Here is a 448-nt window from a genome sequence, read left to right on the forward strand (position 1 = left end):
CATCGGCAATCCTCCGTTTTTCTAAAGAATGCCGCGCATGGCGGCGGCCAGCAACCGCAAACTGGTGGGTCAGGCGGCCGGTGGATCAGGCCGCAGGCTGCGCCGACTGCAGCCCGCCCTGCTCGACGATGAAGTCGATCACCTCCTGCAGGCCTTTGCTGCGCGACAGGTCGGTAAAGCCGAAAGGCCGCTTGCCGCGCATGCGGGCGGCGTCGGCTTCCATCACGTCGAGGTTGACGTTCACATAGGGTGCCAGATCGCTCTTGTTGATGATCAGGAAATCGGAACGCGTGATGGCCGGGCCGCCCTTCCTGGGGATCTCCTCGCCCTGGCAGACCGAGATGACGTAGAGCGTCAGATCGGCGAGGTCCGGCGAGAAGGTGGCCGCGAGATTGTCGCCGCCGGATTCGATGAAGACGATGTCGAGGTCGGGAAACTTTCTGTTCAG

The 448-nt window shown here is 62.9% G+C and carries 1 protein-coding gene; it reads right to left on the minus strand.

Features of this window, described 5'->3' with window-relative positions; translation table 11 throughout:
• Nucleotides 1-85: 85 nt before the first annotated feature.
• The coding region (locus tag EN857_RS33310) for a GTP-binding protein (protein WP_145972039.1) at nt 86-448 on the minus strand (363 nt) is incomplete at its 5' end.

It is taken from the genome of Mesorhizobium sp. M4B.F.Ca.ET.214.01.1.1 (assembly GCF_004791545.1).
GTDB lineage: Bacteria > Pseudomonadota > Alphaproteobacteria > Rhizobiales > Rhizobiaceae > Mesorhizobium > Mesorhizobium abyssinicae.